Origin of the sequence: Arthrobacter bambusae (assembly GCF_030812595.1) — a bacterium.
Lineage (GTDB): Bacteria > Actinomycetota > Actinomycetes > Actinomycetales > Micrococcaceae > Arthrobacter > Arthrobacter bambusae_B.
In genome coordinates this window covers 94,041-120,669 of sequence record NZ_JAUSSZ010000003.1, presented here as the reverse complement: position 1 = coordinate 120,669, position 26,629 = coordinate 94,041, and the positions used below count along the sequence as shown (strand labels likewise).

Here is a 26,629-nt window from a genome sequence, read left to right as displayed (position 1 = left end):
GATGGTTTTCAGTATTGCCTCTTTCGTCACCCAGGTGGCGATCCTGCTCTTGCTGCTGGTCTTGGTTCACAAGCCGCTGGGCGTGTACCTCGCCCGGGTCTTTGAGGGCAAGAAGTCCACCCGCGTGGAACGATGGTTTTACCGCCTGGCCGGGGTGGATCCGGGCACCGAGCAGAGCTGGTCCATCTATTTGCGCAGCGTCTTGGTGTTCTCCGCTGTCTCCATCCTGGTGGTGTTCCTCCTGCAGCGGCTTCAAGGCGTCCTGCCGGGGAACAATTCCCTCCCCGGCGTGGACCCTTGGACGGCCATGAACACGGCCATTTCCTTTGCCACGAACACCAACTGGCAAACGTACACGCCCGAGGCCACCATGGGCGTTTTCGCGCAGATGTGCTTACTGGCCGTGCAGAACTTCCTCTCCGCCGCCGTCGGAATCGTGGTGGTGGTCGCCCTGATCCGTGGCATCGCGCGAACCAAGACGGACAGGCTGGGGAACTTCTGGGTGGACCTTGCCCGCACCTCGTTCCGCGTACTGCTGCCCATGGCTGCGCTCGCGGCGATCGTCATGGTCATCGGCGGGGTAGTGCAGAATTTTTGGTCGACCGAGGTCCTCAACCAGGCAACCGGCGTCACCCAGACCATCCCGGGTGGGCCCGTAGCCTCCCAGGAAGCAATCAAAATCCTGGGCACGAACGGCGGCGGCTATTTCAACGCCAATTCCGCGCACCCGTTCGAGAACCCGAACGTCTTCATCAGCCTGTTCCAGGTCTTCCTGATCCTGCTCATTCCTTCCGCGTTGCCGTACGCCTATGGCCGCATGGTGGGGGATCAGCGGCAGGGTTACACGGTAGTGGGTGTCATGGGCACGCTCTGGCTGACATCCACCATGCTGATGGGCTGGGCTGTTGCCTCCGCCGAAGGAACAGCGACCGCCGCTGCGGGAGGTCTTGGTGAGGGCTTCGAGCAACGCTTTGGCGCGGCCCAAAGCTCGATTTTTGCCACTGCCACCACGCTGACTTCCACGGGTGCCATTAACGTCGCCCACGATTCCCTGCCGCCCCTGGCCGGCGGTGTCGCCATGGTGAACATGATGCTCGGAGAAGTGGCCCCGGGAGGCACGGGATCAGGGCTCTATGGCCTGCTGATCCTCGCGATTGTCTCCGTGTTCATCGCCGGGCTCATGGTGGGCCGCACTCCTGAGTTCCTGGGAAAGAAGATCGGACCCCGGGAGATGAAGCTCACCGCGATGTACATCCTGGTGACGCCGGTGGTGGTGCTTGCCACGGCTGGAATCACAGTCCTGCTGCCGGACGCCATGGCTAACGCACCAGCGTCCGGCCCGCACCAATTCAGCGAAGTGCTCTACGCCTTCACCTCCGGAGCCAACAACAACGGCTCGGCGTTCGGCGGTATCACCACGTCCGGTCCATATTTGTCCATCATGATGAGCCTCGCCATGCTCCTTGGCCGCTATCTGCCCATCGTGCTGGTGCTCGCCTTGGCGGGTTCCCTCGCAAAACAACCCCGGATCCCGGCGTCATCCGGAACCGTCCCCACCCACGGCTGGCTCTTCGGTTCCCTCTTGCTCGGCGTGACGGTGATCATGACCGCCTTGAGCTACTTCCCGGCCCTTTCCTTGGGCCCCCTCGCAGAAGGACTCCTGAAATGACCAAGTCTGTCATGGCAACTACCAAGTCCAGCCGTGCCCTGGCCGCGGACACCGAGGCCCAAACCTACGCCGACGGCAATCCCCTGGGCACGCCGGGGGAGCATAAACACCACACCAAGGCGCCGGCCAAGCTTGACCTTGCCGGTATCCGGACCGCGCTGCCGGTCGCGATAAGGAAGCTGGGGCCCCGGCAGATGGTCCACTCTCCGGTGATGTTCACAGTGTTGGTGGGGGCGGCTCTCTGCACGGCCATCTGCATTCTCAAACCAGCCGTTTTCGGCATCTCGGTGACAGTCTGGCTTTGGCTGACGGTGCTCTTCGGGACGTTGTCGGAAGCCATCGCGGAGGGCCGCGGCAAGGCCCAGGCAGATAGCCTCCGGGCCAGCAGGAAAGGTGTTGTTGCCCGGCTTCGGCTTGAGGATGGCACCCTCAAAGAGGTGCCTGGAACGGAACTGCGGAAGAACGACGTCGTGATTTGCGAAGCCGGGGACGTCATCCCCTCCGATGGAGAGATCATCGAAGGCCTGGCGAGCGTGGACGAATCCACCATCACCGGCGAGTCGGCACCTGTCATTCGCGAATCCGGCGGCGACCGCTCCTCGGTGACCGGCGGCACCAAGGTCCTTTCGGACCACATCGCCGTCCGCATTACGGCTGAGGCGGGTGAAACGTTCATCGACCGGATGATCAAGCTCGTCGAAGGCGCTGTTCGGCAAAAGACGCCCAACGAAATCGCCCTCCACGTCCTCCTTGTCTCCCTGACGATTGTCTTCCTTGCAGTCACCATGAGTTTGGCACCGTTCGCTTCCCTGCCGGGTGCAACGCCATCGCCGATCGTGCTGGTGGCGCTGCTGGTCTGCCTGATCCCCACCACCATCGGGGCGCTCGTGCCTGCCATCGGGATCGCAGGCATGGACCGTTTGGTGCAACACAATGTCCTGGCCACTTCCGGACGCGCCGTGGAGACCGCGGGAGACATCACCACGCTCCTGCTCGACAAGACCGGCACCATCACCTACGGCAATCGCCGTGCAGTCAAGTTCTTCCCGGCCCACGACGTCGAGCGGACCGAACTCATCGACGCGGCCCGGCTCTCCAGCTTGGCCGACGAGACGCCGGAAGGGCGGTCGATCGTGGATCTCGCGGCGGAAAAGGGCGTCGGCGGCCCGGACCTTGCGGCCCTCTTGAAAGGCTCGGAAGGCTTTGCTGTTGTCGAGTTCAGCGCGAGCACGCGCATGAGCGGCTTGGACCTTGACGGCCGGAAGATCCGCAAGGGCGCCGCAACCGCCGTCGCCAACTTTGTAGCGGAAGCTGGAGGACACACCCCGGCTGAAGTGGAACTCAAGGTGCGGGAAATTTCCGCCCAGGGCGGCACCCCGTTGCTGGTTGCCGCAGTCGCGAACGACGGCGGTGCCCGCGTTCTCGGCACTATCCACCTCGCCGATGTGGTCAAGCCGGGCATGCATGCCCGCTTCGCCGAATTGCGCCGAATGGGCATCCGGACAGTGATGATCACGGGCGACAACCCCATCACGGCCAAGGCAATCGCTGCGGAGTCCGGCGTCGACGACTTTGTCGCCGAGGCAACTCCGGAAGACAAACTCGCTGTCATCAAGGACGAACAGGCGCACGGCCGGTTGGTGGCCATGACCGGGGACGGCACCAACGATGCCCCCGCACTCGCTGCGGCGGATGTCGGTGTCGCCATGAACTCGGGCACTCCGGCTGCGAAGGAAGCGGCCAACATGGTGGACCTGGACTCGGATCCCACCAAACTCATCAACATTGTGGGCATCGGCAAACAGCTGCTCATCACCCGCGGCGCCCTGACCACGTTCTCGGTGGCGAACGACGTCGCAAAGTACTTCGCGATCGTCCCGGCCCTCTTCACGGGCGCTTTTCCCGGGCTGGGGCTTTTGAACATCATGGGCCTCGCTTCGCCTTCCTCGGCCATCCTGTCCGCGGTCATCTTCAACGCCTTGATCATCATCGCGCTGGTTCCGCTCGCCCTGCGCGGCGTCAAGTACCGGGCCGTCTCGGCGAACCAGGCGCTGGCAAGGAACCTGGCGATCTACGGCCTGGGCGGTCTGATAGCGCCTTTCATCGGGATCAAGCTCATCGACCTCCTCATTTCCCTCATCCCCGGCATCGGCTAGGAGTCCACCTTGAACACCATTCCCGGCTATCTTCGTCAAGCTGGAACGGCCCTGCGGTTCCTGCTTCTGGCCACTGTTGTCCTCGGGTTGATCTACCCGCTGGTGATTTTCGGTATCGGCCAGGCGGTTGTGCCCTTCCAAGCCAATGGCTCCATCGTGAAAGACGCGGCCGGAAGGCCCGCGGCTTCTGCGCTGATTGCCCAGGTCTCCGCGGATAGTGCCGGCACCCAGAGCCCCCTGTGGTTCCACGCCCGCCCCTCGGCAGCCAAGTGGGACCCGGGCGCGTCCACCGCGAGCAACCTGGGCCCCAACGATCCCAAGCTGCTCGACGCCGTCAAAGCCAACCGTGCTGCCATCGCCGCTGAAGAGGGAGTTAAGGAATCCGATGTCCCCGCCGACGCCGTGACGGCAAGCGGCTCCGGGCTGGACCCGCAGATCTCGGTAGCCTATGCCCGCCTTCAGGTGCCCAGGGTGGCCAAGGCTCACGGGCTGAGTCCGGAGGCGGTGCAGGCCATGGTGGACCGCCGCACCGTCACGGGGCTCGAGGCCTTCCTGGGGCAGCCGTCCGTCAACGTCACGGAGCTGAACCTGGACGTCGCCGCAGCGGCGCCGTCCACAGCTATCCCGTCTAAATGAGGGCGGCCGGCTCGGCGGGCAACCGCCGCGTTCAACAAGTGAAAGAATGACCACATGGCACGGGCGACGCTGCGCATTTTCCTCGGGGCAGCCCCGGGAGTAGGGAAGACCTACGCCATGCTTGCAGAGGCCCACCGGCTGCGCGGGCGTGGTGAAGACGTGGTGGTGGCTTTCGCCATGGACCATGGACGCAGCGACACCCGTGCCTTGATGGACGGATTGGAAGTGATTCCGCCGCGCAGCATCGCGTATCGGGACACGGCGTTCGAGGAGATGGACATCGACGCGGTTCTGGCGCGCAGGCCGCACACCGCCGTCGTCGATGAATATGCCCACTCGAACATCCCCGGAAGCCGCAACCCGAAGCGCTGGCAGGACGTGGAGGAACTGCTCGACGCCGGCATCAACGTCCTCTCCACCGTGAACGTGCAGCACCTGGCTTCCCTCGGTGACGTCGTGAGTGCCATCACAGATGTCCGCCAGGCGGAAACAGTGCCCGACGACGTGGTGCGGCGGGCCGACCAGATCCACCTTGTGGACATCTCACCGGAGCTGCTTCGGCAACGGCTGGGCGACGGCAAGATCTATGCGGCGGACAAGATCGACGCCGCGTTGTCCAACTATTTCCGGATGGGCAACCTGACTGCGTTGCGTGAACTGGCATTGCTGTGGCTGGCCGACCGCGTGGACGAGGGACTGGCAAAGTACCGCTCGGAACAGGGGATCGATGCGAGTTGGCCAGCCCGGGAACGAATTGTCATCGGCCTCACCGGCGGCCCGGAAGGGGAGGTCCTCGTCCGCAGGGCCGCCCGGATCCTCAAACGCGTCAACGGTGGCGACTTGCTCGCCGTGCACGTCCGTGCGGCCGATGGCGTGGCCTCGGAATCTCCGCAAGCCTTGGAAGCCCAGCGCCTGTTGGTCCGGGATTTGGGCGGTAGCTACCACACGGTGGCAGGGGAGGACCCGGCCAAGGCCTTGTTGGACTTCGCCCGGAGCGTGAACGCGACGCAGATCGTCGTCGGGATTTCCCGGCGTCGGTCTCTGGTCGCCAGGCTGACCGGCCGGGGGATCGGCAACCGGGTGGTGCGTGATTCCGGCGATATCGACGTGCACATGGTTTCCCATCCTTTGGGTGGCCGGGGGGTCGACCGTCCGCGGCAGCGGGACCTTGGGCGGAGCAGGGTGATCGTCGGATTTGCGATGGCGGTGGTTGTTCCGGTTATTTTGCAGCTCCTGCTTGCCGCGAGCCCTTCGCACAGCATTGCGACGGCCGTGCTCGTCCAGCTCACGGGTTCGGTTGCTGTGGCTTTGGTGGGTGGTTTGTGGCCAGCCCTGCTCGGTGCCCTGTGGAGCAGCCTGTTGGTGAATTTCTTCTCCATTCCGCCCGTGGGCACCCTGACCATCAGTGACCCCGAAAATATTCTGGCCTTGCTGGTTTTCGTGGGTGTCTCGGCCGCTGTCGCCGCCGTGGTGGACGTCTCGGCGAGGCGTTCCAAGGAGGCCGCGCGTGCCCGCGCCGAGGCTACGACCCTCGGTGACCTCACGCGCGGGGCATCCAGCGCCGAGGACACCGTGGAAGGGCTCTTGAAGCAGGCACTGGACGTGTTCCAGATGCGCGGGGCGGCATTGTTCAAAGCCGCCGGCGCGGTTTCCACTGGCGGACCAACCGACCGCTGGCGCCTCGTCGCCAAGGCCGGAGAAGTCGCAGACCTCTCTCCTGAGGGCGGCGAAAACACCGAACAGATCGACGCAGGAACCCGGCTGGTCCTGTCCGGCCGCATCCTCCCAGCCAGCGACCGTAGGCTTCTCAGCGCTTTCGGCGCGCATCTCTCAGCCCAGCTTGAGCGGCGCCAATTGGCGGCGAGCCGGCGTGAAATCGCGCGCTTGGCCGAAAGCAACACCATGCGCACTTCCATCCTGCGTGCGGTCTCCCACGACCTGCGGACTCCTCTGGCCGGAATCAAATTGGCGGTGGGCGGTTTGCGGCAAAGCGACGTTCATTACACGCCCGAGGAGGAACAGGAACTGCTGGCAACCATCGAGGAATGCTCTGACAGGCTCGACGTCCTCGTGGGGAACCTCCTGGACATGTCCCGTATTACCTCGGACTCGGTGAACGCCCTTATTCGCCCGGTGCGCTGGTATGAAGTGATTCCGGCGGCACTTCATGGAGTGCCGCCGGGGCGGGTGCGGGTCGACCTGCCGGGAAACATGCCCGAGATCGACGCCGACGCCGGGATGCTGGAACGCGTCATCGCAAACATCGTGGAGAACGCCATCAAGTACGCTCCGGATTCAGATGTTGTGCTGGTGGGAGCCGCGGGAGGCTTCAGTTCGTCCACCCTGGACGGGCGGCCTTCCGGGGAACTGCGCATCATCGACCACGGCCAGGGAGTCCCCGCCGAAAGCGTGGTCAGGATGTTCCAGCCCTTCCAGCGGCTCAACGACGTCCCTTCCACCACCGGCGTTGGCCTCGGGCTAGCCGTGGCCAAGGGATTCACGGAAGCGATGGGAGGCACACTCACCGCGGAAGAGACTCCCGGCGGAGGCCTGACCATGGTCATTCGGCTTCCGCTGTCCACGGGCGTCGCGTTCCCGTACGGGGCGCCGCAAGCTCCCATGGAAGCGCAATCGGTTCTTTTGGAGCGCCGCCATACGCCGCCGTCGGGCATCCCGGACAGCGCCTCCAAGGAGGCGGGATGAGCAACGTCTTGGTTGTGGACGACGATCCCCATATCGTCAAGGCCCTGCGGATCACGCTCCAGGCCCACGGTTACACCGTGGCCACCGCGTCCGACGGCGAATCAGCCTTGCGCTCCGCAGCCCAGCACCCGGTGGGCGTCTTGATCCTCGACCTGGGCTTGCCGGACATCGACGGAACCACCGTCATCGCCCGCTTGCGTGAGTGGAGCAGCGTGCCCATCCTGGTCCTCTCCGCACGGCACGGCTCCGAGGACAAGGTTGAAGCGCTGGACGCGGGCGCGGACGACTACATCACCAAGCCGTTCGGACTCGACGAGCTCTTGGCGCGACTCCGGGCGATCCTGCGGCGCACCACGGATCCAGGCGAAGAAGCGCCCATGCTGGTCACAGAAGCGTTCACAGTGGACCTTGCCATGAGGCGAGTGACGCGTGAAGGCAAGGACGTCCGGCTGACGCCGACCGAGTGGAGAATCCTGGATCTTTTCGTACGGAACCCCGAGAAGCTGATCACCCAGCAGCAGCTCCTCAGCGAGGTTTGGGGTCCGGCGTATGCCAAGGAAGCCAATTACGTCCGCGTGTACATGGCGCAGCTTCGGCGGAAACTGGAACCGGAGCCTGGGAACCCGCGCCACCTGATCACCGAGGTGGGGATAGGGTACCGTTTCATGCCGTGAGCCGGGCCAAGGCTTCCGTAGCGGGATCTTCGAAGTCCACAGTCCCTCCGGCCTCGACGAGCCGCGCAAAGGCTCCCCCGCCATCGCGAAGCTCACCGGGTATTCCGAACTCCACGATCGCACCGCCGGCAAGGACGGCCAGCTGATCCGCTTTTTCCACTGTCGAAAGCCTGTGGGCGATGGTCAATGTCGTCCGGCCCACGGATAGCCGGTCGAGCGCGGCCTGGACCTGCGCTTCGGTAGCGTTATCCAAGGCGGACGTGGCCTCGTCGAGGACCAGCACTTTGGGATTGCGCAGGATGGTTCGGGCGATCGCCAGGCGCTGCTGTTCTCCTCCGGAGAAGCGGTGGCCCCGGGCCCCGACCATGGTGTCCAGGCCGTCGGGCAAGCTTGCGATCAAGTCGGCGATTTGCGCCGAGGCCAGCGCGTTCCACAGGACGGCGTCGCCCGCCCCGGGCGCTGCCAGCAGGAGGTTTTCCCGGATGGTGTCGTGAATCAAATATGTCTCCTGGGACACCACACCCACGATCTTCGTCAGCTCCTCAGGGACGATGTCGCGGACGTCCACTCCGTCAATGGTGATCCGGCCGGCCGTGGCGTCATGCAGGCGCGGGACCAGCGAGCCCAGCGTCGATTTCCCCGAACCGGTGGGGCCGACGATTGCGGTGTTGGTGCCGGCAGGAAGCGTCAGGTCGATGCCGCGCAGAACGTCAGCGCCGCCGTCGTACGCGAAACTGACGCCCTCGAAGCGGACCTCGCCGCGTATTGCGGACGGGTCCAGGGCGACGGGCCGGGACGGTGCCGTGATCTCGGGAGTTAAGTCCAGGTATTCAAAGATGCGGCTGAACAAGGCCATCGCGGTGACCCATTGGACGCCGAGGTCCAGCAGGCTCATCACGGGGCGGAAGATGGCGGATTGCAGCGCGGTGAACGCCACGAGCGTGCCGATGGTCATTCCTCCGCTGGCGACGGGCAGCCCAGCGGCCAGGTAAATAAGCGCCGGAATGGCCGAGAAAATGATGCCCATGGTCGACATCCGCCAGCGGCCGGCCAACTGGGAACGCATCTCCAGGCCGATCAGCCGTTTGGAGCTTTCCATGTAGCGGTGGGCGTCGCGCTTGGTGGTTCCGAGGGTCTTCGAGAGCCGAACGCCGGAGACCGACAGCCCTTCCTCGACCTGCGTGTTCATGGTGGCCAACTCGCTCTGCAGCGTGGACGTGATGTTGCGTCGAAGCAGGGCCACCCGGCGGGTGAACCAGACGGCCGGTGGGATCACTATCAGGGACAGGAGCGAGAGCCCGGGTGAAATGGCCACCATGGCGATGGCGGTGGCAATGGCCGTGGTCAGGTTTGAGGCAACGCCGGTCGCGGTGGAGGTGATGACCTGCTGCAGGCCGGAAATGTCGTTGTTCAACCGCGACTGCACCTCGCCGCTGCGGGTCCGGGTGAAGAATCCCAGTGATTGCTGCTGGAGGTGGGTGAACAAGCGCGTGCGCAGCGTGTGCATGATCTTCTGGCCCATGCCCGTGGTCATCCAGGTTTGCAGCACGCCGATGAGCGCGGTTGCGGCTGCCACGGCGATCAATCCTGCAGCAAGCCACGCGAGAAGTGGCAGATCTCTGCCGGGCAGCGCCACGTCGATGATGTGGCGGACCAGGAACGGCTGGGCCAGGCCGATGATGCTGGAAGCGCTGATGAGAAGCACGACGGCGGCAATGGTCATCTTGTGCGGTGTGAACAGCGCGGCAATCCGCTTGAGACCGACGGGATGTTGTTTCAGCTGGGTTCGGTCCGCGGGATTGAGGCGGGCTGGACCGCGGCCGGGATTCCGGGCGCCGGCGCCCGGTAGATGGGGATTTCGGCTGAGGATGTTCTCCGTCATAAGCACCACCTCCAGTGGCGAGCGGGGTGCGGGAATCGCACCCACTAATGCAGAGGTTACCTCACTATGTGGTTATGGGTCAAATTGCTAGACTGGCGGCATGCATTCACAGCCCTCTGATCCTGCCGACCTTGGCGATCTCTTCCATGCTGCTTTCCGAGGGCTGCGCCGGACCTGGGCCGAGCAACTGTCGCCTTGGGAGCTCACGCCGCACCAATGGCGGGCCCTCGTGACGCTCATGCGACGGCATCCGTCCGGTTCCGTGGCGACCGGTTCTGCATCGACCGGTTCTGCACCGACTGCGGAACAGCCCGGGCGCGATGCCCCGGCGGCGGGGGAGCCTATGCGACTGAAGGACCTGGCGGAACGGCTGCGCATCGCGCCGCGTTCGGCCACGGAAGTGGTGGACCAGCTCGAGGTCAAAGGCCTCGTCCGTCGTGATCCGGACCCCACCGACCGCCGGGCGACCCTCGTCGCCGCCACTCCAGCCGGACAGCAGCTCTTTGCGAAAATCAGTGCCGAACGGCGGGGCAAGTCCTCTGAGTACTTTGCCCGGCTCAGCGCAGGGGACCGAGCCGAGCTGGCCCGGATTCTGGGGCAACTGGGCGATTGAGCCAACGGCGGATTCCACCGTTCTCCGATCTCCGTGAAGACTCCGTCCAATGTACCTTGATGCCTCCGCCTCCCTCCCAAGTTGCCGCGGAGTAGGTAGAGTCGAAGCCATGACTCGCCGGAAGGTTCCAGTTGCCCTCGTCGCACTCCCTTTCGCGTTGTGCCTGATCGCGCTTGCCCCCGCACAGGCTGCACTGGCCGCAAACTGCAGTTCTCAAGGCCTCCTTGGGGTGGTGGGCATGTGCTCTCCCGGCAGCTCCCCATCTCCCCGGCCGGCGGGGAAACCCACTCCGTCCGCGACGGCCAACCCGCCGGTACAACCGCAACCCCAGCCGAATCCCGGCGTCGCGGTTCCTTCCGTGCCAGCCTCAATACCTTCGCCGGAGGTGATCGGGGAGCCGGCGCCCACCCAAGTCGCTCCACCCGCCACAACCGTGGCAGCAGTGCCGCCGCCGGCCGTTTCCAGCCCGAGCCCCTCGATGCAAAATCGGGCCTCGGCGGCGGCCGCCACCAGGGTTGGCTCCGATACCCCCGCCCAGGACGACCACGCACTCGCTCCTACGGTCTCAGTGGCTGGAATTTTGATGGCCTTCGGCGGAACCCTGATTGCCGCCGGCGGAGTGGTGGGACTCACGCGGTATACCTCGCTCTGATGCTTCGCCACCTGAGCGTGCTTTGCCGCTGGCACACCTCGCTGTTACTGGGTCTTCCTCTGGGCGAGTATTTGCGGGTCGTCCGGTTTGACGTCCTTGGAGGTGCGGTTCTTTGGGCGGTACGGCATGATCGGTTCGGACGCGAAGCGTCGTGGGCCGCTCCACATTGATGGCGGCGCGTCGATTGCGTAGGCAAGTGCGTAGGCGACCTTTTCGTAGTTGACGCGCCAGCCCCTGAAATGGGGCCACGCTTGTTCCGCTGTCACCTCAACCGGGTAGTCGACGGTCCGCATGAGTTCCACAGCCGCTTGAAAGTCTTCGAATTTCACGTCGAGTTCGGAATCGGGATCGGGGTCTTCCTCGACCGGGATGCCAATTGCCCGCGCCACTTGATTCATGCAGGTGAAACCCATCCGGAGGACAAGCCGCGCCCTGGTGCTCGGGGCTGACCCCGGACTCAAGGAAAGCTGCAGCGCCGCGGCATCCATGACGCTGAGGAGGGAGTTGAGCCAGTTCGATTGCGGCGAGGGTGAACGGAACCATACCAACGTGAGGTAGGTGCTGTGCGATTCGGCTACATCCGCCGCCCACCGCTCCCACGTACGATACAGCTCGCTCAGTTCCGTGGTGCTGGTTTGAGCGGCCATGCCGAACCGCGTCCGCACCAGAAGCTCCGGTCCCCAGGAGGGCGAGCCCGCCCTCGATACCAGGAGCGTCACCTCCGCTTCACGCCTGTTGAAAGCCGCATAGAGCGTTGGCAGGTAGCCGATCTGCAAAGCGATGACAATCAATCCGGTGTACGCGGCTATGTAAACCAACACCGTGTTGCCGACATTCGAGGGGGCAGCGTAGCCGAGTGTGAACATTGCGGAGCCGGCCTCGCTTGCGGCTTGCCAGAAGTCACCGTCGACGAATGGAAGAAGCATGAGACTGAACGACAAGTCGAAGACGATCACCCAAACCAGCAGGCGGACGAACAGCGCCATGGGAGACTGCCAGGCAAGGATCCGGTCGCGCACTTCGTACGTGGCCACGGGCTTCGTAATGATCGTGAATATTTTCGCGGTGACCAGATGGGTCGCCCGTGAGAGGTTGCTGTGCAGCGGCCGCGGCACAATCAGCGTTCCGATCACGCTCATCCAGTTCATGAGCAAGCCAAGCAACCCGACTGAAAAACACGCCCACACGATTATTGTCACTGTGCTCTTTCGACAACGCCGGACACCAGTTAGCTATTGACCGCGGGAAGGGGACAAAGCAGGTGAGGCTCGTATCATTCATTCCACCCCCGGAACTTGTCAAGGGTGACGGGTAAGTGGGCTATCCCGCCCCTCAACCGCAGCGAGAATGGCTTGCCCGAGTTCGAACGGCTTGGTGAACTGGGGCCAGTGTCCGGTGGGCACATCCATGAATTCGACGTCGTTGATGCGTGCGAGCTCGGCCACGAACGGATGGCCGGACTCGATCCATTCGCCGAGCAGGCTGGACGGGAACTCGCACGCGATGATGGTGGCCGGGACGTCGTACCGCCGGACATCGTGCAAGCGCTGTTTGTCGGTGGCCACGTTCTTTGGTTCCGGGATGGCACGTGCGCGGAAGGCGGCCCGCAATTCGTCATTGAGGTCCACGAGGTCCTCATCTTCGAAAAGCTCCCATGGCGGCAAAGGCACGGAATCGCCTTCAACCGGCAATTCGTCGTTGATCACGCCGCCCTCGCCAAGCGGCCCGCTGTCAACGTAGACCGCCCGGACCACGCGATCCGGGCGGGCGTCGACAGCGCCGTGGATGATGGCCCCTCCGCCGGAGTGGCCGACCAGGACAACGGGATTGCCGACGGCGTCGACAGCCGCCACCACTGCGTCAATGTGATCCCTGAGGCCGATCCCGGACCTCGGGGCGTCAACGGCCTCCAGCCCAGGCAGCGTAAGAGGGTGGACCGTGTGTCCCGCAGCAACGAGCGGCGGCGTGACCTCCGACCACGAAGAAGCGTCCAACCAGAATCCGGGAACCATGATGATGTCCATGCCGGTACCCTACGACGGGCCACCGACACAATGAACCCTTCCGGTTGCCCGGACACCTCAGGCCCTCCGGTCAGCTCACACTGCCGCGGTCCGTCCGGACCGAAGGAGGGGCGCGAAGAATGCGGCGAGTTCCGCCGTCGCGGTCAAGGGCAAGACGTTCGCCACGTACTGGTCCGGACGCACCACCACCACGACGCCGTTGCGGTCGAGGCCGCGCAGTTCGAAGATGTCCGCCGAAGGATCGGTGCCGTAGACGTTTTCAAGGTACGTGAGCTTGAACGGTCCCACTTGCGGCTTGAAAGCCTCCGGCACCGCCCCGATGTCGACGCTCGTGTGCTCTTGCTGGTAGATCACCTTCACGTCGAACCACGCGTCCCGGTCAGCGCCCGACGGCGTTGCGGCCAGCGGCGAGTCCGGCGAGTTCGTGATCCACTCGGCAAAGTCGACGAGGGGCGACGGTGCGGCTTGCTGTCCCGTCCGGGGCTGGCTTGCGTCCGCGAAGACGTAGATGCGCCACCGTCCGTCCGCCTTCGCCTGGTGGCCGAGTTGCAGCGGGTTGGTATCGCACACGCGTACCACCGGCGCGGACTTGAAACGCTTGCCGATCGTGAACCCGGTGGCCAGGCTTTGGTGTGCGGGCTCGGCGATGAGCGCGGACGGGGCGTATTGGGTCATGAAGCCGGCGGGGAATTCCGCGGTGCTCACGTAGAAGTTCTCCAGCTCCGTGGGGTCAGCAAAGTCCTCGGGCTTCTTCGCCATGAGCGTGGACCACTCTTCGTCGAAGTCGATGAGGTTCTTGGCAATGACCTGGCGCTCGGCCGAATACGTGGACAGCAGGCTCTCCGGGCTGCGGCCTTCGAGCACGTGTCCGAGCTTCCATGCCAGGTTGAAGCCGTCCTGCATGGAGACGTTCATTCCCTGTCCGGCTTTGGCGCTGTGGGTGTGGCATGCGTCGCCGGCAATGAACACGCGCGGTGTGCGGGTGCCGCGCTCCTCCGGCAGGACGTCGTCGAACCTGTCCGTGAGGCGGTGGCCTACTTCGTACACGCTGTGCCAGGCGACGTTGCGCACATCGAGGGTATACGGATGCAGGATTTCGTTGGCTTTGGCGATGATCTCTTCGATGGTGGTGTTGCGCACGGAACGGTTGTCATTCCGGTCCACCTCGCCGAGGTCGACGTACATGCGGAAGAGGTGGCCGCCTTCGCGCGGAATCAGGAGGATGCTGCCGCCGGTGCCGGACTGGATGGCGCACTTCGTGCGGATGTCCGGGAAGTCCGTGACGGCGAGGACGTCCATGACACCCCAGGCGTGGTTGGCTTGGTCGCCGGCCAGCGTGCAGCCGATCGACTCCCGGACTTTGCTCCGGGCGCCATCGGCCCCCACGACGTACTTGGCCCGGACAATGCGCTCCTGGCCTTCGTGGGGTCCGGCGGTGTGGAGAAGGGTGACGGTGACGGGGTAGTCGCCCTGGTCGGTGACCTCGAGGCGACGGAACTCGTAACCGTAGTCGGGGGACATGCGGGTAGGTGAGTTCGCCATGAACTCCGCGAAGTAGTCCAGCACGCGCGCCTGGTTGACGATGAGGTGCGGGAATTCGCTGATTTCTCCCGTCGGATCGTCGAGGGCGCGCGCGGTGCGGATGATGCGCGAAGGGTCCGAGGGGTCGGGCTTCCAGAATGCCATCTCGGTGATCCGGTACGCCTCGGCAATGATCCGCTCGGCGAATCCGAAGGCCTGGAAGGTCTCGACGCTCCGGGCCTGGATGCCGTCGGCCTGGCCGATCGCGAGCCTCCCGGCGCGGCGTTCCACGATCCGGGTTGTGACTCCGGGGAACTGTGACAACTGCGCGGCGGCGAGCATGCCGGCAGGTCCGCTGCCCACAATGAGCACGTCGACCTCGTCGGGAAGCTCGTCCGGCCGGTCGATGCCGACGCCGGCTGCCGGTTGAATTCGCGGGTCGCCGGAGACATATCCGTGGTGGTGGAACTGCATGGACTATCCTCACTTCATTGTGTGGGTGTTCAATTATAGAACTGGATATTCTTTATTTGAACCTCGAACTGGATTCCAACTGTACGGCAGGCGTGACATGGGCCACAAGGGCGGCGCCGAAAGAGGGGTTGACGTCCCGAAATTCCCGGGTCATAGTTTTCGTATACGATTTCGTACTCGATGAGGAGTGAATCTTGGAACAGGTCACCGACCACATCCTGGCCGCGGCCCGCAAGGTCATCGCCGTGCACATCAACTACCCCAGCCGGGCGGCCCAGCGCGGCCGTACGCCGGAGCAGCCGTCGTACTTCCTGAAGCCTTCGTCTTCCCTTGCGCTCAGCGGCTCAACGGTGGAGCGTCCGGCGGGCTGTGAACTGCTCGGTTACGAGGGCGAGATCGCGTTGGTGATCGGCAAGCCTGCCCGCCGTGTGAGCCTCGAGGATGCCTGGGGGCACGTCCAGTGGGTCACCGCGAGCAACGACCTCGGTGTCTACGACCTCCGGTACGCGGACAAGGGTTCGAACCTCCGGTCCAAGGGCGGCGATGGCTTCACTCCGGTGGGCCCCGCGCTCATCCCCGCCGCCGACGTCGACCCCTCCGGGCTGCGCATCCGCACCTGGCACAACGGTGAACTCGTCCAGGACGACACCACCGAAGAACTCCTGTTTCCGTTCGCGCGGCTCGTTGCCGATCTGTCCCAACTCCTCACCCTGGAAACCGGCGACATCATCCTGAGCGGCACCCCGGCCGGCGCCTCAGTCGCCCAGCCCGGCGACGTCATCGAGGTTGAAGTCACCGCCGGCGGCTTCAGCTCGGGTCGTCTCACCACCACGGTGACGGAGGGTACGACGGCGCTCGCAGACTTCGGTGCCCGGCCCAAGGCCGATGACGCGCAGCGGGAGGAAGCGTACGGTTCACGCGAAGCGGCCGGCCTCGCCGCCGTCGTTCCCGTCCTTACGCCGGAACTGAAGAAGAAGCTTGAGTCTGTCGCCACAGCCACCCTGTCCAGCCAGTTGCGCAAGCGCGGACTGAACAACGTGAGCATCGACGGACTGCAGTCCACCCGCCCTGAGCGCCGCGTCGTGGGCCTGGCCCGGACCCTGCGCTATGTTCCCAATCGCGAGGATCTGTTCACGACCCACGGCGGCGGCTTCAACGCGCAGAAACGGGCCATCGACTCCGTCAACGAAGGCGAAATCCTGGTCATGGAGGCCCGCGGCGAAAAGGGCACCGGAACGGTGGGCGACATCCTGGCGCTGCGTGCCCAGATGCGCGGCGCCGCGGCCATCATCACCGACGGCGGCGTACGCGACTATTCCGCTGTGGCAGGACTGGACATGCCCACCTACTTCGCCAACCCGCACCCCGCCGTCCTGGGCCGCCGGCACATCCCGTGGGACACGGACATCACCATCGCCTGCGGCGGTGCCACGGTCCAGCCCGGGGACATCATCGTGGCCGACTCGGACGGCATCCTGGTGATCCCGCCGGCCATTGCCGGGGAGCTCGTGGACGAGTGCATCGAGCAGGAGAAGGAAGAATCCTTCATCTTCGAAATGGTCAAGCAGGGCAACAGCGTGGACGGCCTGTATCCGATGAACGCTCAATGGCGTGCCCGCTACGCAGAGTGGGAAGGATCGCACAGTGACTGAGGCCGCCGTAGGGAGCAAGTCCGAGCAGGCGTACGCGGCCGTGAAGGCACGCATCGTCGAGGGCACCTACACGCCGGGTTACCGTTTGGTGCTGGCGAAGATCGCCGAGGACCTTGGTGTGAGCGTGGTTCCGGTCCGGGAGGCGATCCGCCGCCTGGAGGCCGAAGGACTCGTGAAATTCGAGCGCAACGTCGGCGCCACGGTCTCCGGGATCGACCCCACGGAATACCTGTACACGATGCAGACCCTGAGCATCGTCGAGGGAGCGGCCACGGCGTTGTCAGCACCCCTGATCGATTCCGTGGCCATCGCCCGGGCCCGCGCAGTGAACGCGGAGATGCGTGATTGCCTGGAGCACTTCGATCCGGTCCGCTTCACCGCGCTGAACCAGGATTTCCACAGCGTGCTCTTTGAACACTGCCCCAATCCGCACATCCTGGACCTCGTGCACCGGGGATGGAACCGGCTCGCCTCCATCAGGGCCTCGACGTTCCGCTTCGTTCCCGGGCGTGCACAGGAATCCGTCAAGGAGCACGAGGCGCTGCTTCAGCTCATTGAAAGCAACGCCGACGCCGACACCATCGAACAAGCCGCCCGCCGCCACCGCAGCGCCACGCTTGACGCCTACCTGGCGCTACCTCAAAGCAACGCGGAGTCAGTTAGCGCCCATTAAGCGCCCCCGCATGGGCCGTAAGTGACCCCGCGTTGCAAAAAGCAAAGGAAGAGAAACAATGACGTTCACCGCTCCAGAAACCACCGCCCATTACGTCCCGAAGGACCTTCCCACCCACATCCAGCACTTCATCAACGGCCAGTCCGTTGACTCCGTCAGCGGAAAGACCTTCGACGTCCTGGACCCGGTATCCAACGGCAACTACGCCACCGCCGCAGCCGGGCAGAAGGAAGACATCGACCTCGCCGTCGGCGCGGCCCGCGAAGCCTTCGTCAACGGTCCGTGGCCGAAGATGAAGCCCCGCGAGCGTGCCCGCGTCCTGAACAGGATCGCCGACGCCGTCGAAGCCCAGGAGGAGCGCCTAGCGGAGCTCGAAACCTTCGACACCGGCCTGCCGATCACCCAGGCCAAGGGCCAGGCGCTGCGGGCGGCCGAGAACTTCCGCTTCTTCGCGGACCTGATCGTGGCCCAGTTCGACGACGCCATGAAGGTCCCGGGTTCGCAGATCAACTACGTGAACCGCAAGCCGATCGGCGTCGCCGGTTTGATCACGCCGTGGAACACCCCGTTCATGCTCGAGTCCTGGAAGCTCGCCCCGGCCCTGGCTACCGGCAACACTGTGGTGCTGAAGCCGGCTGAATTCACCCCGCTCTCGGCCTCGCTCTGGGCGCAGATCTTCAAGGATGCCGGCCTGCCCGACGGCGTGTTCAACCTGGTCAACGGCCTCGGCGAGGAAGCCGGCGACGCCCTCGTGACGCACCCGGACGTGCCCCTGATCTCCTTCACCGGCGAGACCACCACGGGGCAGACGATCTTCCGCAATGCGGCGGCCAACCTCAAGGGCCTGTCCATGGAACTCGGCGGCAAGTCGCCCTGCGTGGTGTTCGCCGACGCCGACCTGGACGCCGCGATCGATTCGGCCCTGTTCGGGGTCTTCTCCCTCAACGGGGAACGCTGCACCGCCGGCTCCCGGATCCTGGTCGAGCGCGCGATCTACGACGAGTTCTGCGAAAAGTATGCCGCCCGCGCGAAGAAGATCGTCGTCGGGGATCCGCACGATCCCAAGACCCAAGTGGGTGCCCTCGTCCATCCCGAGCACTACGCGAAGGTGGCCTCCTATGTGGAGATCGGCAAGTCCGAAGGCCGCCTGCTCGCCGGGGGCGGCCGGCCTGAAAACCTCCCTGAAGGGATCAACAACAGCAACTACATCGCGCCGACGGTGTTCGCCGACGTCGCGCCCGAAGCGCGGATCTTCCAGGAGGAAATCTTCGGTCCCGTGGTGGCGATCACCCCGTTCGAGAACGACGACGAAGCCCTCGCCTTGGCGAACAACACCAAATACGGCCTGGCGGCCTATATCTGGACCCAGAACCTGACCCGGGCCCACAACTTCGCACAAAACGTCGAGGCAGGCATGGTCTGGCTGAACAGCCACAATGTCAGGGACCTGCGGACCCCGTTCGGCGGCGTCAAGGCGTCCGGCCTGGGCCACGAAGGCGGCTACCGCTCCATCGATTTCTACACTGACCAACAGGCAGTGCACATCACCCTCGGCACCGTCCACACCCCCAAATTCGGTGCATAAGACACAGTTCGGCGCTTAAGAACCAGCCAGAGCCCTTTCAAAGAAGAGAGAACGCCATGACCAACTTCGTCCCTACCCCCACCGTCCCGGCCCCGGACATCGTGCGCTGCGCCTACCTTGAACTCGTGGTCACGGACCTTGCCAAGTCCCGTGAGTTCTACGTTGACCTCCTGGGCCTGCACGTGACCGAGGAGGACGAGGACACCATCTACCTGCGCTCCTTCGAGGAGTTCATCCACCACAATCTGGTCCTGCGGAAGGGGCCGGTCGCCGCGGCCGCCGCGTTCGCATACCGGGTCAAGTCCCCCGCCGAGGTGGACGCCGCCGAGGCGTACTACCGCGAGTTGGGCTGCCGGGTTGAGCGCCGCAAGGACGGCTTCACCAAGGGCGTGGGCGACTCCGTCCGGGTCGAGGATCCGCTGGGTTTCCCCTATGAATTCTTCTACGACGTGGAGCACGTCGAACGCCTCACCCAGCGCTACGACCTCTACTCGGCCGGGGAACTGGTCCGCCTCGACCACTTCAACCAGGTCACCCCTGATGTTCCCCGCGGCCGGAAGTACCTCGAGGACCTCGGCTTCCGAGTCTCGGAGGACATCAAGGATTCCGACGGCGTCACGTACGCCGCGTGGATGCACCGCAAGCAGACCGTGCACGACACCGCGCTGACCGGCGGCAACGGACCCCGCCTGCACCACATCGCGTTCTCCACCCACGAGAAACACAACATCATCCAGATCTGCGACAAGATGGGCGCCCTGCGCATCAGCGACCGGATCGAACGCGGCCCCGGCCGGCATGGTGTGTCCAACGCCTTCTACCTGTACATCCTGGACCCGGACGGCCACCGCATCGAGATCTACACCCAGGACTACTACACCGGGGACCCGGACAACCCCACCGTCACCTGGGACGTGCACGACAACCAGCGCCGCGACTGGTGGGGCAACCCCGTGGTCCCGTCCTGGTACACCGAAGCCTCCCTCGTCCTGGACCTGGACGGCAATCCGCAACCGGTGGTCGAACGCGAGGAAAAGTCCGAGATGGCCGTCACCGTCGGCGCCGACGGCTTCTCCTACACCCGCCAGCCCGAGGACGGCCCCGCCGGGGAAATGAAAGGCTTCAAGGTCGGCTCACAGCTCTAGGCGCGCAGCCTCAACGTATGCTGACCGCAGGACACCCGAACGGAGTGTGGAGATGGAAGTGTGGAGATGGGTGCGTGGAGATGGGTGTGTGTAGATGCTTGACCAGAAGACGATAGAAACCATCGCGGATGAATTACTGGAAGCAGGCCGGAGCCGGACCCCGGTTCCGCGCCTGACTGCCCGGTATCCGGACATGACGGTGGAGGACTCCTATGCCGTGCAGCAGTTGTGGCGGCGCCGGAACGAGGACGCCGGGCGAACGATGGTGGGCCGTAAGATCGGGCTGACCTCCAAGGCCATGCAGGCCGCCACCGGTATTACCGAACCGGACTACGGGGCCATCTTCGACGACATGGTCCTGGAGACGGGCTGCTCCGTTGCGTGGGACCAGTACACCCACCCAAGGGTGGAGGTGGAGCTGGCGTTCGTGCTCAAGAAGGACCTGTCCGGCCCGGGCTGCACCATCTTCGATGTCCTGAACGCAACCGATTACGTGGTTCCGGCCTTGGAGATCCTGGATTCCAGGATCGAGATGGAGGGCCGGACCATCGTCGATACCATCTCGGACAACGCGGCCATGGGTGCCATGGTGGTGGGCGGACGCCCGGTCCGTCCGGACGCCGTCGACCTCCGCTGGGTATCGGCGATCCTGTACAAGAACCAGACCGTTGAGGAAACCGGCGTCGCCGCAGGCGTCCTGGACCACCCGGCCAACGGAGTGCATTGGCTCGTTAACAAGATCGCACCGCATGGTGACGGGCTGAAGGCCGGGGAAATCATCCTCGCCGGCTCCTTCACCCGCCCCATGTGGGTGTACAAAGGCGATACCGTCCACGCCGACTACGGGCCCTTGGGAGTTGTCACATGCCGGTTCGAGTAGAACCAGACCGCACGTTCCGCGAAGCCTTGGCCGCCATGGACCGGCCCCTCGCCGGGATGTGGGTATGTTCCGGCAGTCCGCTCATCGCCGAACTGTGCGCCGGGGCCGGGCTGGACTGGCTCCTGATCGACGCCGAACACAGCCCCAACGGCCTCGAATCCATCCTCGCCCAGCTGCAGGCCGTCCGCGGATACCCCGTCCAGGCCGTGGTCCGCCCGCCGGTCAACGACACGGTGCTCCTCAAGCAATACCTGGACCTGGGCGTCCAGGACCTGCTCATCCCCATGGTCAACTCCGCCGTGGAAGCCAAAGCCGCCGTCGCGGCCGTCCGTTACCCGCCGCATGGGGTTCGGGGCGTGGGATCGGCATTGGCGCGCGCCTCACGCTGGAATCGCATCCCGGACTACCTCGCCCGGGCCGCTGAAACCATCAGCCTCACGGTCCAGATCGAAACCGAGGCCGCCGTCGCCGCCGTGGAGGAGATCCTGGCGGTCGACGGCGTCGACGCCATCTTCCTCGGGCCCTCCGACCTCGCGGCATCCATGGGCCTGCTGGGACAGCAGGAACATCCGCGGGTGCGCGCCGCCGTCGAACACTGCCTTAGTGCGGCGAAGACCGCGGGCAAACCGGCTGGGGTCAACGCTTTCAACGAAGGCACGGCCCATAGCTATATGGACGCCGGTGCGTCGTTCGTCCTGGTGGGCGCCGACGTCGCGCTCCTCGCCCGAGGCACCGAAGCCCTCGCGGAGAAGTTCATTCCGGCAAGTCCCGACGTCGGAGGGCCCCTCGGCGAGCCAAGTGGCACTCCGTTGAGCTACTGAGTGAGGTAGGTAGTCGGTACTCTTTCGGAGGTCCCCGGACGGGGCTACATTGGATATCCCGAGGCCGCTCGGGGGCGGCCGGGAAGGGGGCCGTTCGCAATGTCAATGGAGTATGCCGTGGTCGCGCAACCAGATCTCAATCCTCAACAAGCTGCAGCCACTACCCAACTGCCTGCTGCACGCCGTTCAGGCCCCGTGGAATACGATCTCCGGGCGGTTTACGTCCCGCAGTCCGGACTGTTCCTGGATGATGAGGGGCGCGAATTCTTCGTGACTGCCGTGGAGTTCTGGGAGCACGCGACGGTAGTCAGCCTGTGCTGGAAACGCAGGCCCTCGGCAGGACAGGGAACTCCGCCCTTGGTTGCTACGGATGAGCATGACCGGGTGCTGGGGGTGAAGCGCATCTGGAACGTCGGCGCGCGATCGATCCAACATTTCGACCCGATTTCGACCTCGGCCCGCGCATTGACGGTCCTCATCGCCAGGAAGACAGGACTACAGGAACTCTTCAGCTGCCGGACGCCTCCGGCGAAGAAAGAGGCAACCATCTAGGGTTCGGGGCACCGACCGCTGAAGCTTCCCACCTTTGGATCCAAATGACGACGGCGACCCGCGCCACGCAGCGGGCGGCGCCGTCGTCGGGCGTGAAAAGCGGGGAATTCCAGCGGACGCCCGTGGAGTGAGCCCATCTTCAAGGGCCTTGAGGGTAGCTTCCAAACGCCGTTCGCTGTATCGTTTCACGTAGTACATGAAACGGAGTAGGCAATGGCACGAAACAAGACGGAAGTGGCCTGGGCCGATCCGGCGCTGCTGATCCTCACAAGCCTCGCGGGCGGGCCAAAACACGGCTACGCGATCATCCAGGACACGGAAGAACAAGCCGGCGTAACGCTCGGGCCCGGGACGCTCTACGGAGCGCTGGCGCGGTTGGAAGAACGGGGCCATATCCGCGCACTGCCCGGTGAGGACCGCCGACGTCCTTATGAACTGACGGCCAGCGGTTCGGCCGTTTTGGCGGAGCGCCTGAAGGCGATGCGGAACTTGGCCAGCGAAGGGCTTGCACGGCTTCGGACGGCCCAGCCGTGAGGCGCTTTGCCCGGCGGGTGCTGCGGTGGTATCCGCCGTCGTTCCGCGCCCGTTACGGCGATGAGCTCGACGAGTTGGTGGACAGCCTCCCTGGCTCAGCGCGGACCACGGCTGATCTTTTGTGGGGTGCTGTCCGGGCATGGGTCCGGCCGGTCTTCCCCGGAGCGGACGGACTCCGTCGAAGGTTGCTAGCCAGTGTTTCGACCACATGGATCGCGTGGTGCGCCGGTTTTCTGGTCGCACCCGCAGCGAACAAGGCGCTGCTTGACCCGCCCGGTGCCGGTGCGGGCATGACCGTTCGCATTCTGCTGTACTGCGGCCTGGGGCTGTTCACGGTCGGTTGGCTGCTTGCGCTGGCCGCCGCGATCTTCCTGCTCATCCGGGCGGTCCTGCCGGTAACCCGGTCACGGGCCTGGTTTGCCCTGAAGCCCCTGCTTCCAGCCGTGGTCCTGGGGGTCATCGAGGCAGCCGTCATGCTCGCACTGGTCCTGATGAGCCAGTCGAACGCCGTCGCGGAGACTCCAACGATCGCGTCCGCTGTCTTGATCGGGTGGCTCGTCGGCCTGGCAGCCTTCTTGGGGTGCCTGGGCATAGGGGCTGCGGTGAGCCTCCAACGTCTGGAGATCGGAGCTTCGACGCTGCAGCTACCGGCGTTGCTCGCCGTGCCGCTCGCACTGGTCCTGGCAACAATGAGCGTGTGCGACATTGCGGCAGTGATCCTTGCCGGCGACGCAGCTTTGTTCGGCAGCGTCGTTCCCGTCATCGTCGTGCTTGCAGTCGCCGGCACGGCATCAGTGGCGGCACTGACCAGTTCCGCCCGGGGAATTCCGGCAATCCGCCACGCCTAGGTGAAGCCAGTCCAGGCCGCCCAATGGACGACAGGAACCGTTCCGTCGGGAGGGCCCGACGCCGGGCGCTCAGTCCTCTTGGAGCGTTTGCGTCAAGTGGTGCGTGGGGATGCGGTCGCGGTCATAGGTGATTTCCGTGTAGCCGTGCGGTTCCGGCCGTCCGTCGTGCCCGAGGTTGACGAACACGATTTCCTCGATGGTCAGGATGCTGTCACGGGTGATCATGTTGCGTACCTCCGCGCGCATGGTCAGTGACGTCCGGCCGAAGCGGACTGCTGTCAGGCCCATCTCCACCAGGTCGCCCTGGACGGCAGAGCTGACGAAGTTGATTTCGGAGATGTACTTGGTCACGGCGCGGCCGTTTCCCAGTTGGAGGATGGCGTAGATAGCCGCTTCCTCGTCGATCCACTTCAGCAGGCTTCCACCGAACAGCGTGCCGTTGGCGTTGAGGTCTTCCGGACGTATCCACTTGCGGGTGCGGAACGTGATGTCAGCCTTTTCCATAATGCGAGATTAGCTGAGGCCGGGCGCCCGCGTCTCCTGCGGCGTGCCATGCTTGGCGCGACTCCGTAACATGGATACGGTGATGAAGATCGACAAAACCCACCGTAGAGCGGCGTTGAACGCCCGGCCTTCCGACGTGGAGCACTGACCATGCCACCGTTGGAGGCCGTGTTGGATGCGTGGTCAATGAATTGGCCCGCCCTGGTCATTCTCATTGGCGCAGTCGCCCTGTATTCCAAGGGGTTGATTGCCGCCAAGCGCCGCGGTATCCGCTGGCCCTTGTGGAATTCGTTCGCCTTCTTCGTCCTTGGCCTGGGCAGTTTCGCGGCACTGAGCTTTGGCTTCCCGGGAACCTACAGCCACGATCTGCGGTGGGCTTTCACCCTCAAAGTGACGTCCTATCTGTTTGTGGTCCCGCTGTTGATTGGCTTGGGCAAGCCGCTCACACTCGCAAGGAAGACCCTCGGCCCCGTGGGAGCGGCGAGGGTGGAAGCGATCCTGCAGCACCGCCTCGTCCGCATGCTCAGCAACACGCTCGTGGCGGCGCTTCTGGGACTCGCCATGTTCACACTCTTCCTGACACCGTTTTTCTACGTGCTCCGGACCAACCCCGCAGCCGATGTCATCCTGACCCTGCTGGTGCCGGCCATGGGACTCCTCATGACGGTGCCGATCATGGAAGACGGCGCAGGACGAACCGGATCGCTCATTGTGGTCGAATTCATCTTTGTATTTATCGAGCTCCTCGCCGACGCCGTGCCGGGAGTCTTGATGCGGCTCAGTCCGGGAGTCCTCGATGGCGCCACCACGGTCACGGGCAATCAGCCGGGCTGGTTCCCCTCGCCGTTGCGCGACCAGCAACTCGCGGGAGACCTGATGTGGTTCCTCGCTGAGACCGTGGATCTTCCCCTCATCATCCTCATGTTCGTCCGGTTCTCCCGGAGCGATAAACACGAGGCCAGGAGCTTCGATGACCTGAGCGATGAAGAAATCGAATCCCTGAACCGGGCACACCTTGGGCAGGGCGGCCGCAGCCTGGATTGATCCGGGAAGCGCATTGTCCCTAAGCGCAGTGTCCTCTAAGCCATCGCCGTGTGCGAGGCGCTGCGCGAATCGATCGGCTTGGCGTAGCACCGCGAGTGGCTGACCCCGACGTAGGGGCCGAAGTTGGGCACCGCGGCGAAACCGGCGCTCTCGTAGAAGCTGCGGCCGTCCGATTGGGCCGACCCCGCTTCCGCGGTGATCACGCTGAAACCGTGGGCGTGTGCCTGAGCTTCCAGTGCGGCAAGGATGGAGCTGGCAACTCCGGAGCCCCTCGCATACGGGACAACATATAGCCGCTTGATTTCCGCGGTTTCGGCATCCAGGATCCTCAGCCCTCCACAGCCCAGGGGCTGGCCGGAACACTTTTCGTAGGCCACGACGAAAACGGCAGTGTCGGCTTCCGATGGTGCGGGTCCGGGCTCGTGGTCTGAGTTGCCGAAGCGGGTGTCCAGTTCCGCTTGCTGCGCAGCGCGGAGGTCTGCACCCACCGGGTTGGCCCAAGTGACCTGCCTGATGTTGAGCCGCGGATTGGTCTGCATCGGAACCTCTTTTCGCCGGAGGGGTTATGCAAATCAAGCCTAGGAAGCGGGGGTTACCGCAGTGTTTCCTTCGCGTAAGCGTCCGGAGAAATACCGGCGTGGTGGGGTTGGCCCCAAGCAGCCGTCATTCGATGGCGTCGCCGGTGGGATCTTCGGCCGCCCGGTCGGCCAGAGCGAGTCCGCCTACGGGGCTTTGGTCCCAGTGGAGGAGGCGCCAGCCCATCTCCGGTTCGCCCTCGAGCACCACGATTCCGGTGTTTTGCAGCTGGTGCTCGGCAGCGAAATCGCGGCCAACATCCATGGCGCGGCGGCCTGCCCAGCAACGGATAGCGGCACCATGGCTGACCACGACGGCGGTTTCGTCGCCCGCCGCTGCGACCTTGGCAATGGCAGCGTCATAGCGGGCGAAGAACCCGTGGCCGTCACCGGCTCCCGGCATGCGAAGGTCCAGCTCACCGTCGGTCCATGCGAAAACGGTGCTCATGTACCGGTGGTGCGATTCGTGGTCGGTGCGCTTCTCCAAGTCCCCGGCCTCGATCTCCTGCAAGCCGTGCAAAACGGTGGCCTCGAGCCCGAGGGCTTTTGCGAGCGGCGCGGCCGTCAGCTGGGTGCGGACCAGCGTGGATGCATAGATGGCCGTTATGTCCTCGTTGGCGAGAGACCCCGGGAGTGCGGCGGCCTGGCGTTCGCCAAGGTCAGTCAGTCCCGGACCGGGGAACGCTGTGTCCAATTGCCCCAAGACGTTTCCCGGGGTCTGCCCGTGGCGGATAAGCAAGAGCCTCATGATTTCAGCCAATCAGGCCCGGCACCCAAGTGCCGGGCCGACACGCCGCTCATTCCGCAGCACG

At 64.6% G+C, this 26,629-nt stretch carries 24 protein-coding genes; 16 read left to right on the top strand and 8 right to left on the bottom strand.

The window, feature by feature from the left end; all coding sequences use genetic code 11:
- Nucleotide 1: 1 nt before the first annotated feature.
- From kdpA to J2S96_RS05860, 5 genes are read left to right on the top strand one after another with little or no spacing between them, the layout of a single operon-like run.
- Nucleotides 2–1,669 (top strand): potassium-transporting ATPase subunit KdpA, encoded by a 1,668-nt coding sequence (kdpA, locus tag J2S96_RS05880; RefSeq protein ID WP_306860866.1) that lies wholly within the window; start codon nucleotides 2–4, stop codon nucleotides 1,667–1,669.
- A complete protein-coding gene (kdpB, locus tag J2S96_RS05875) occupies nucleotides 1,666–3,825 on the top strand; it encodes a potassium-transporting ATPase subunit KdpB (protein WP_306860864.1) in 2,160 nt (719 codons plus the stop codon). Before kdpA ends, kdpB begins: the two co-directional genes overlap by 4 nt.
- A 9-nt stretch (nucleotides 3,826–3,834) precedes the next feature.
- A complete protein-coding gene (gene kdpC, locus J2S96_RS05870) occupies nucleotides 3,835–4,461 on the top strand; it encodes a K(+)-transporting ATPase subunit C (protein ID WP_306860863.1) in 627 nt (208 codons plus the stop codon).
- Nucleotides 4,462–4,515: 54 nt separating this feature from the next.
- Nucleotides 4,516–7,164 carry an ATP-binding protein gene (locus tag J2S96_RS05865; protein WP_306860861.1) on the top strand — a complete coding sequence of 883 codons (2,649 nt, stop codon included), beginning with the start codon at nucleotides 4,516–4,518 and terminating at the stop codon, nucleotides 7,162–7,164.
- Complete coding sequence (locus tag J2S96_RS05860; RefSeq protein WP_306860859.1) at nucleotides 7,161–7,838, top strand: response regulator; 678 nt, start codon at nucleotides 7,161–7,163, stop codon at nucleotides 7,836–7,838. The genes J2S96_RS05865 and J2S96_RS05860 overlap by 4 nt, the downstream gene beginning before the upstream one ends.
- On the opposite strand, the gene J2S96_RS05855 is transcribed toward J2S96_RS05860, so the two are convergent.
- Nucleotides 7,828–9,720, bottom strand: a complete 1,893-nt coding sequence (locus J2S96_RS05855) for an ABC transporter ATP-binding protein (RefSeq protein WP_306860857.1) — start codon at nucleotides 9,718–9,720, stop codon at nucleotides 7,828–7,830. The two genes, J2S96_RS05860 and J2S96_RS05855, sit on opposite strands and share 11 nt — an antisense overlap.
- 100 nt (nucleotides 9,721–9,820) lie before the next feature.
- Between J2S96_RS05855 and J2S96_RS05850 the strand changes: the two genes are divergently transcribed.
- Complete coding sequence (locus J2S96_RS05850) at nucleotides 9,821–10,333, top strand: MarR family winged helix-turn-helix transcriptional regulator (RefSeq protein ID WP_306860855.1); 513 nt, start codon at nucleotides 9,821–9,823, stop codon at nucleotides 10,331–10,333.
- Between the two features lie 213 nt (nucleotides 10,334–10,546).
- Here J2S96_RS05850 and J2S96_RS05845 read toward each other — a convergent pair whose 3' ends face one another.
- From J2S96_RS05845 to J2S96_RS05830, 4 genes are all read right to left on the bottom strand, one after another.
- Nucleotides 10,547–10,966 carry a hypothetical protein gene (locus tag J2S96_RS05845; protein WP_306860853.1) on the bottom strand — a complete coding sequence of 140 codons (420 nt, stop codon included), beginning with the start codon at nucleotides 10,964–10,966 and terminating at the stop codon, nucleotides 10,547–10,549.
- 63 nt (nucleotides 10,967–11,029) lie between these two features.
- A complete protein-coding gene (locus J2S96_RS05840; protein ID WP_306860851.1) occupies nucleotides 11,030–12,133 on the bottom strand; it encodes a hypothetical protein in 1,104 nt (367 codons plus the stop codon).
- Nucleotides 12,134–12,283: 150 nt separating this feature from the next.
- Nucleotides 12,284–13,009, bottom strand: coding sequence for an alpha/beta fold hydrolase (locus J2S96_RS05835; protein ID WP_306860849.1), 726 nt, complete (start codon nucleotides 13,007–13,009; stop codon nucleotides 12,284–12,286).
- Nucleotides 13,010–13,084: 75 nt separating this feature from the next.
- Nucleotides 13,085–15,004 carry an FAD-binding monooxygenase gene (locus J2S96_RS05830; RefSeq protein WP_306860847.1) on the bottom strand — a complete coding sequence of 640 codons (1,920 nt, stop codon included), beginning with the start codon at nucleotides 15,002–15,004 and terminating at the stop codon, nucleotides 13,085–13,087.
- Nucleotides 15,005–15,198: 194 nt separating this feature from the next.
- On the opposite strand from J2S96_RS05830, the gene J2S96_RS05825 reads away from it, so the two are divergent.
- The 9 genes from J2S96_RS05825 to J2S96_RS05785 all read left to right on the top strand — a co-directional run bounded on the left by J2S96_RS05825 (nucleotide 15,199) and on the right by J2S96_RS05785 (nucleotide 23,694).
- The gene (locus J2S96_RS05825; RefSeq protein ID WP_306860845.1) at nucleotides 15,199–16,656 is read left to right on the top strand and encodes a fumarylacetoacetate hydrolase family protein; all 1,458 of its coding nucleotides are present in this window, start codon (nucleotides 15,199–15,201) and stop codon (nucleotides 16,654–16,656) included.
- A complete protein-coding gene (locus J2S96_RS05820; RefSeq protein ID WP_306860843.1) occupies nucleotides 16,649–17,329 on the top strand; it encodes a GntR family transcriptional regulator in 681 nt (226 codons plus the stop codon). Before J2S96_RS05825 ends, J2S96_RS05820 begins: the two co-directional genes overlap by 8 nt.
- 58 nt (nucleotides 17,330–17,387) lie before the next feature.
- Nucleotides 17,388–18,914 carry a 5-carboxymethyl-2-hydroxymuconate semialdehyde dehydrogenase gene (gene hpaE / locus J2S96_RS05815; RefSeq protein ID WP_306860841.1) on the top strand — a complete coding sequence of 509 codons (1,527 nt, stop codon included), beginning with the start codon at nucleotides 17,388–17,390 and terminating at the stop codon, nucleotides 18,912–18,914.
- A gap of 56 nt (nucleotides 18,915–18,970) precedes the next feature.
- A complete protein-coding gene (gene hpaD / locus J2S96_RS05810; protein WP_306860838.1) occupies nucleotides 18,971–20,059 on the top strand; it encodes a 3,4-dihydroxyphenylacetate 2,3-dioxygenase in 1,089 nt (362 codons plus the stop codon).
- A gap of 94 nt (nucleotides 20,060–20,153) precedes the next feature.
- Nucleotides 20,154–20,939: a 2-oxo-hept-4-ene-1,7-dioate hydratase gene (hpaH, locus tag J2S96_RS05805; protein WP_306860836.1), complete on the top strand. Its 786-nt coding sequence runs from the start codon at nucleotides 20,154–20,156 to the stop codon at nucleotides 20,937–20,939.
- A complete protein-coding gene (locus J2S96_RS05800; RefSeq protein WP_306860834.1) occupies nucleotides 20,924–21,760 on the top strand; it encodes an HpcH/HpaI aldolase family protein in 837 nt (278 codons plus the stop codon). Before hpaH ends, J2S96_RS05800 begins: the two co-directional genes overlap by 16 nt.
- A 117-nt stretch (nucleotides 21,761–21,877) precedes the next feature.
- Nucleotides 21,878–22,312, top strand: coding sequence for a hypothetical protein (locus tag J2S96_RS05795; RefSeq protein ID WP_306860832.1), 435 nt, complete (start codon nucleotides 21,878–21,880; stop codon nucleotides 22,310–22,312).
- Nucleotides 22,313–22,525: 213 nt separating this feature from the next.
- Nucleotides 22,526–22,846: a PadR family transcriptional regulator gene (locus tag J2S96_RS05790; protein WP_306860830.1), complete on the top strand. Its 321-nt coding sequence runs from the start codon at nucleotides 22,526–22,528 to the stop codon at nucleotides 22,844–22,846.
- A complete protein-coding gene (locus J2S96_RS05785) occupies nucleotides 22,843–23,694 on the top strand; it encodes a hypothetical protein (RefSeq protein WP_306860828.1) in 852 nt (283 codons plus the stop codon). The genes J2S96_RS05790 and J2S96_RS05785 overlap by 4 nt, the downstream gene beginning before the upstream one ends.
- A gap of 69 nt (nucleotides 23,695–23,763) precedes the next feature.
- Here the strand turns inward: J2S96_RS05785 and J2S96_RS05780 are convergent, their stop codons facing one another.
- Nucleotides 23,764–24,198 (bottom strand): acyl-CoA thioesterase, encoded by a 435-nt coding sequence (locus tag J2S96_RS05780; RefSeq protein ID WP_306860826.1) that lies wholly within the window; start codon nucleotides 24,196–24,198, stop codon nucleotides 23,764–23,766.
- A 150-nt stretch (nucleotides 24,199–24,348) separates the two neighbouring features.
- Here J2S96_RS05780 and J2S96_RS05775 point away from each other — a divergent pair, with 150 nt between their 5' ends.
- On the top strand, nucleotides 24,349–25,242 hold the full coding sequence (locus J2S96_RS05775) for a cytochrome c oxidase assembly protein (protein WP_306860823.1): 894 nt from the start codon (nucleotides 24,349–24,351) through the stop codon (nucleotides 25,240–25,242).
- 35 nt (nucleotides 25,243–25,277) lie between these two features.
- Here J2S96_RS05775 and J2S96_RS05770 read toward each other — a convergent pair whose 3' ends face one another.
- Nucleotides 25,278–25,781, bottom strand: a complete 504-nt coding sequence (locus J2S96_RS05770) for a GNAT family N-acetyltransferase (protein WP_306860820.1) — start codon at nucleotides 25,779–25,781, stop codon at nucleotides 25,278–25,280.
- 124 nt (nucleotides 25,782–25,905) lie between these two features.
- Nucleotides 25,906–26,565, bottom strand: a complete 660-nt coding sequence (locus J2S96_RS05765) for a histidine phosphatase family protein (RefSeq protein WP_306860818.1) — start codon at nucleotides 26,563–26,565, stop codon at nucleotides 25,906–25,908.
- Between the last annotated feature and the right edge of the window lie 64 nt (nucleotides 26,566–26,629).

Coding starts and splice junctions, on each gene's coding strand:
- J2S96_RS05770 (WP_306860820.1), bottom strand. CDS start 25,781: ATGCAGACCAATCCGCGGCTCAACATCAGGCAGGTCACTTGGGCCAAC.
- hpaE (WP_306860841.1), top strand. CDS start 17,388: ATGACGTTCACCGCTCCAGAAACCACCGCCCATTACGTCCCGAAGGAC.
- kdpB (WP_306860864.1), top strand. CDS start 1,666: ATGACCAAGTCTGTCATGGCAACTACCAAGTCCAGCCGTGCCCTGGCC.
- J2S96_RS05840 (WP_306860851.1), bottom strand. CDS start 12,133: ATGAACTGGATGAGCGTGATCGGAACGCTGATTGTGCCGCGGCCGCTG.
- J2S96_RS05765 (WP_306860818.1), bottom strand. CDS start 26,565: ATGAGGCTCTTGCTTATCCGCCACGGGCAGACCCCGGGAAACGTCTTG.
- J2S96_RS05855 (WP_306860857.1), bottom strand. CDS start 9,720: ATGACGGAGAACATCCTCAGCCGAAATCCCCATCTACCGGGCGCCGGC.
- hpaD (WP_306860838.1), top strand. CDS start 18,971: ATGACCAACTTCGTCCCTACCCCCACCGTCCCGGCCCCGGACATCGTG.
- hpaH (WP_306860836.1), top strand. CDS start 20,154: ATGCTTGACCAGAAGACGATAGAAACCATCGCGGATGAATTACTGGAA.
- J2S96_RS05790 (WP_306860830.1), top strand. CDS start 22,526: ATGGCACGAAACAAGACGGAAGTGGCCTGGGCCGATCCGGCGCTGCTG.
- J2S96_RS05830 (WP_306860847.1), bottom strand. CDS start 15,004: ATGCAGTTCCACCACCACGGATATGTCTCCGGCGACCCGCGAATTCAA.
- kdpA (WP_306860866.1), top strand. CDS start 2: ATGGTTTTCAGTATTGCCTCTTTCGTCACCCAGGTGGCGATCCTGCTC.
- J2S96_RS05850 (WP_306860855.1), top strand. CDS start 9,821: ATGCATTCACAGCCCTCTGATCCTGCCGACCTTGGCGATCTCTTCCAT.
- J2S96_RS05865 (WP_306860861.1), top strand. CDS start 4,516: ATGGCACGGGCGACGCTGCGCATTTTCCTCGGGGCAGCCCCGGGAGTA.
- J2S96_RS05835 (WP_306860849.1), bottom strand. CDS start 13,009: ATGGACATCATCATGGTTCCCGGATTCTGGTTGGACGCTTCTTCGTGG.
- J2S96_RS05775 (WP_306860823.1), top strand. CDS start 24,349: ATGCCACCGTTGGAGGCCGTGTTGGATGCGTGGTCAATGAATTGGCCC.
- J2S96_RS05860 (WP_306860859.1), top strand. CDS start 7,161: ATGAGCAACGTCTTGGTTGTGGACGACGATCCCCATATCGTCAAGGCC.
- J2S96_RS05780 (WP_306860826.1), bottom strand. CDS start 24,198: ATGGAAAAGGCTGACATCACGTTCCGCACCCGCAAGTGGATACGTCCG.
- J2S96_RS05800 (WP_306860834.1), top strand. CDS start 20,924: ATGCCGGTTCGAGTAGAACCAGACCGCACGTTCCGCGAAGCCTTGGCC.